6 protein-coding genes and 1 pseudogene are annotated in these 4,193 nt (G+C 68.1%); 4 read left to right on the top strand and 3 right to left on the bottom strand.

Features of this window, described 5'->3' with window-relative positions:
- The 4 genes and pseudogenes from B1964_RS29500 to B1964_RS29485 form a co-directional block, all read left to right on the top strand.
- Window positions 1-199: pseudogene (locus tag B1964_RS29500) on the top strand (FAD:protein FMN transferase); the annotation flags it as partial.
- On the top strand, window positions 199-774 hold the full coding sequence (locus B1964_RS29495) for a ferric reductase-like transmembrane domain-containing protein (protein ID WP_079932313.1): 576 nt from the start codon (window positions 199-201) through the stop codon (window positions 772-774). The pseudogene B1964_RS29500 and the gene B1964_RS29495, both read left to right, overlap by 1 nt.
- Window positions 771-1,853 carry an NADH-ubiquinone oxidoreductase-F iron-sulfur binding region domain-containing protein gene (locus B1964_RS29490; RefSeq protein ID WP_079932314.1) on the top strand — a complete coding sequence of 361 codons (1,083 nt, stop codon included), beginning with the start codon at window positions 771-773 and terminating at the stop codon, window positions 1,851-1,853. Before B1964_RS29495 ends, B1964_RS29490 begins: the two co-directional genes overlap by 4 nt.
- Window positions 1,853-2,080, top strand: coding sequence for a ferredoxin (locus tag B1964_RS29485; protein WP_079932312.1), 228 nt, complete (start codon window positions 1,853-1,855; stop codon window positions 2,078-2,080). The genes B1964_RS29490 and B1964_RS29485 overlap by 1 nt, the downstream gene beginning before the upstream one ends.
- Window positions 2,081-2,092: 12 nt before the next feature.
- Here the strand turns inward: B1964_RS29485 and B1964_RS29480 are convergent, their stop codons facing one another.
- The 3 genes from B1964_RS29480 to B1964_RS29470 form a co-directional block, all read right to left on the bottom strand.
- A complete protein-coding gene (locus tag B1964_RS29480; protein ID WP_079932311.1) occupies window positions 2,093-2,566 on the bottom strand; it encodes a DUF2231 domain-containing protein in 474 nt (157 codons plus the stop codon).
- 100 nt (window positions 2,567-2,666) lie between these two features.
- Window positions 2,667-3,689 carry a hypothetical protein gene (locus B1964_RS29475; RefSeq protein WP_079932310.1) on the bottom strand — a complete coding sequence of 341 codons (1,023 nt, stop codon included), beginning with the start codon at window positions 3,687-3,689 and terminating at the stop codon, window positions 2,667-2,669.
- Between the two features lie 65 nt (window positions 3,690-3,754).
- Window positions 3,755-4,193: aminotransferase class I/II-fold pyridoxal phosphate-dependent enzyme (locus tag B1964_RS29470; protein ID WP_139765972.1), on the bottom strand; the 439-nt coding region annotated here is incomplete at its 5' end.

Below are 4,193 nucleotides of genomic sequence, written 5' to 3'. Positions count from 1 at the left end.
CCCGTGGGCGCAGGTCACCTGTATGGCCGCCGACACCGTCCTCGCCAACGCTGCCTCGACGGCAGCGGTGATCGTCGCCGACGATGCACCGGAGTGGTTGACGCGCAGGAGAATACCGGCACTTCTCGTCGACCACGACGGTCACGGGTATCGGGTCGCCGGATGGCCGCCGGAGACCTCGACCGGTGAGGCGATCTGATGGACAGCACCTGGTTGTGGTACTTCTCGCGAGCCGCCGGGGTGATCACCCTGCTGATGTTCACCGGAGTGCTCGTACTCGGCGTACTCACCGCGGGTGACGGCATCCGGTCGGCGCGCACGACGACGGTCGTGACCGCGGTGCATCGCGCACTTGCGATGGCGGCCATCGTGTTCCTCGGGGTGCACGTGCTCACCGCGGTCCTCGACACCTACGTGCATGTCGGCTGGTGGGCCACACTGGTGCCGCTGGCATCGGGTTATCAGCGGATGGAGGTGGCGTTCGGAACCGTCGCCGCCGACCTCGCACTCGCCGTGATCGTGAGTTCGGTTCTGCGGTACCGAATTCCCGAACGGTGGTGGCGCTCCATCCACTGGGCCACCTACGCGGTGGCGGTGTGCGCACTCACCCACGGACTCCTGATGGCGGCCTCCGATACCCCGGTGCTCACCGGGATCACCATCGGCGCCACGGTGCTCGCCGCGCTGGCCGTGGTGTGGCGCCTGTTGAAACCCGCGCTGACAGCGCACAGCCGACCGTCTCGATCGGCGATTCCGATGCGGGAGTGGACATGACCGATCTCATCGACCTGGTGACCCGCGCAGGGCTCGGCGGTCGCGGCGGCGCGGGATTCTCGACAGCGATCAAACTGCGTGCCGCACAGGAGCACAACGCGATGGTGGTGATCAATGCCTGTGACGGGGAGCCGGGGGCGGCCAAGGATGGCGCCGTGATCGCGCGACATCTCGACGAGGTGCGCGCGGCCGCGCACCGCATTGCCGCGGACAACACGTTGATCGCCGCCCACCGAGGATCGGACACACTCGCCCGGCTGCAGGCCGCCGGGGCGAGGTGGCTCGAGGTGCCGAATCGCTATGTGGCGTCCGAGGAATCGTCGTTGGCATCGCTCGCTGCCGGCGGCCCCGCGCAGCCCCTGATGCGATTCGCGCCGATCACCTCCGGCGCCCGCGACGCCGCCGGCCGTCCGATCGCCCCCACCGTGGTGTTCAACGCCGAAACGGTCTGGCGCATCGAGCAGATCGCACGTCGTGGACCGGAGTGGTTCCGGTCGTACGGTACCGACGACGAACCGGGGCCTCGGCTGGTCACCGTCGGCGGCGCGGTTCGTCGCCCGGGTGTGTACGAGACGGCGGCCGGGGTGAGCCTCGCCCACCTCCTCGATCTGGCGGGCGGGCTGACGGGCCCTTCGGAGTTCCTGTGGCTCAACGGAGTCGGTGGTGGCCTGCTGCCGACTCGCGCGGCGCAGGCGGTGCGATGGTCACGTGCGGGTCTGCGTCCGCACGGTCTGGGAGTCGGTCCGGCGATCGTCCATGCGGTTCCCGCCCACACGAACATCTGGGAGCTGGTGGCCGACGTGGTGGCACGGGCGATCGACGACTCCGCGGGACAATGCGGCCCCTGCGTGTTCGGTCTGCCCGCACTGGCCGAGGTCGTGCACCGGGTGATCGAGGGGCGTGCAACCGCCGCGGACCGCCGACTGCTCGCCCGGCGACTGTCGTTGCTGCACGGGCGTGGGGCGTGCCGTCATCCCGACGGTGTGGCCGGGTTCGTCGAATCCGCGTTGCGAGTGGCCGGTCACCGTCTACCCGCGCCCGCCGCGTTCTCGACCCCCACCGATGGCGAGGTCGCGTGATGTCGATCCGTGATCGTCTCGCCGGAGTCGCCGCTCCCGATACCGATGCCCGGCTCGCCGTGGACCGGATCGCCTGCGAGGGGCGCGGGATCTGTTCGGAGCTGCTGGCGCCGGCCTTCACCTCGGATGAGTGGGGATATCCCATCGTGCACGACGAGCACGTCGACGCCGACCTCGGTGCCACCGCGATCCGGCTGTGTCCGGTGCGGGCGTTGCGCTGGCGGTGAACCGCAGGGTGCTCAGTCCACCCACACCGACCGGGCGCCGGCGTCGCCCACCAGGACCACCATCACGAGCGTGCCGACGGCGACGACGAGCGTCGCCGCGGCCAGGATGACCGTCGCCATCCGGATGACCCGAGTCGACGGCCGCCACGGCACACGGGCCAGGATGCGTTCGTCATGCGCCGCCCACCACAGCACGGTGAGCGCGAACAGTGTTGCCACCCAGGCGATCATCTGATCGCCGAGCTCGGCATGGCGGAGGAGGTCGGGGTTGGCGGCGACGTGTTTCTGCAGGGCCTCGCCTGCCGAGGTGGTCAATGGTGTGACGACGACGGCGATCGTGGCGACGAGTAGCGGCACGATACCGAGACGGCGTCGAGCGCTCGGCCAGGCAGCACTGGCGCCGGCGAGCAATGCGGCGAGCGGAATCGTCACGACCGCGAGGTGAACGAACAGGGGATGCGCAGGGATGCCGTTGATCGTGTCCATGGGCCAGAAGTGTTGCGCTCCTACGCTGAAGGATCGCTGAAAAGCCGACACCCACACCCGGTTTCGGTGATCCGGTGAATCCGTCCGGGGTGACCGGCCGTCAGGCCGCGGCGGTCACCACAGCAAGGGAGCGGCGTTGTTGGACCAGATAGACGGCGGTGCTCAACACGGTCCACACCGTGAGCACCACGAAGGGTGCCGCGTGCTGGTGATGGGGAAAGTAGATGGCGGTGTGCAAGGCACTGACCGTCGAACCCGGCGGAAGCCACCCACCGATGCTCGCCAGGATGCGCGGCAGCAGCGGCCACGCCACCGAACCGCCCGACGACGGGTTGCCGAGCAGGATCATCACCGCCCAGGTCGGCAGGATCGCCCACCGGCCCATCAGCGAACTGAACATCGTGAAGATCATGCCGCACGTGAACATGGTGAACGCCACGATGAACCAGGCCTCGAAGAACGGCAGATCGAGCATGGCCACCACCCGGTCGACGGTGAAGGTCACCAACAGCCCGCCCAGAAGAGAGTAGGCGCCCGTGAATCCGATGCGCTCCCAGGGTTTCAGCGCGGCCGCGTGTACACCGAGCTGGATGGCGCCGACGAATCCGACGACGACCGCCGCGATCGTCATGTAGAAGACCGTCAGACCATGCGGGTCGCCGTCCTGCAACGGATGCAGGTCCCGAACCGTGACCGTGTACCCGGCCCGCTGTGCGGCGGGCGGAAGGGTATCGGTGAGCAGTGATGCCACCGACTGACCCGATGCACTCGAGATATCAAGGGTCATCAGGCGATTCGGCGTCGAGATTTCCACGATCGCGAACACCCGTTGCTCGGCCAGTTGCTCGGCGCCGCTCGCCCGGTCGGCCACAGAGGTGATGTCGAGCGAGCTGCCGATCGCGTCCTCGAGATCACTCTCGAGCATTCGTGACTGTGCGGTCGGAAGGCTGCCGACGATGGCGATCGGGATGGTCTCCGGCCGGGGATTGGCCGTCGCGTACGTGTAGGAACCGACGAACAGGGCAACCGCCACACTGCACAGCAGGGTGACCACGGTCGCCGGGAGGAAGCGCGACCCGCGGAAACGACGCCACTTCTCGGCGGTCTGCTCCAGGATGCGCACCGTCCCAGCGTAGGGGAGCCGGTGGTGTTGCCGCGCGAGTCAGACCAACCGGACACGAGTACCGGTCACGCCGAGGCCGCCACCGTTTCCAGGGTGCGGATCACGCGCTCGGTGTCGTACCGATCACCGATGGTGATCCGCAGACCGTGTGGCCGATACGGTGTGACCGAAATCCCGCACGCGATGAGGACCTCGCCGAGAGCGACGCCCTCGGCGCCGGGCAAGAACAAGAAGTTGGCCTGACTGGGAAGCGCGTTGGCGCCTGCGGCTCGCAGTCTGTCGGCAAGACATCTGCGTTCGATCCGCATCCGCCGTACCCGCTCCGACAACTCGTCGGACAAGTCCAGGGTCAGTGGAACCGCGAGTTCGGCGAGTGATCCGACGGCGAAAGGCACTTCGTGAGAACGTAATTCGTCGATCAACGGAATCGGGCCCACCCCGTACCCGACGCGCAATCCGGCAAGGCCATGGGCCTTGCTGAAGGTCCGGACCGCGACGACACGT

It is taken from the genome of Gordonia sp. i37 (assembly GCF_002043085.1).
Classification (GTDB): domain Bacteria; phylum Actinomycetota; class Actinomycetes; order Mycobacteriales; family Mycobacteriaceae; genus Gordonia; species Gordonia polyisoprenivorans.
Note: the sequence above shows the minus strand (reverse complement) of the source record. Positions and strands in the feature narration are given on the sequence as shown.

What these genes read in the sequence shown, in the direction of transcription:
- B1964_RS29485 (WP_079932312.1), top strand. Translation starts at nt 1,853, where the DNA reads ATGTCGATCCGTGATCGTCTCGCCGGAGTCGCCGCTCCCGATACCGAT.
- B1964_RS29495 (WP_079932313.1), top strand. Translation starts at nt 199, where the DNA reads ATGGACAGCACCTGGTTGTGGTACTTCTCGCGAGCCGCCGGGGTGATC.
- B1964_RS29480 (WP_079932311.1), bottom strand. Translation starts at nt 2,566, where the DNA reads ATGGACACGATCAACGGCATCCCTGCGCATCCCCTGTTCGTTCACCTC.
- B1964_RS29490 (WP_079932314.1), top strand. Translation starts at nt 771, where the DNA reads ATGACCGATCTCATCGACCTGGTGACCCGCGCAGGGCTCGGCGGTCGC.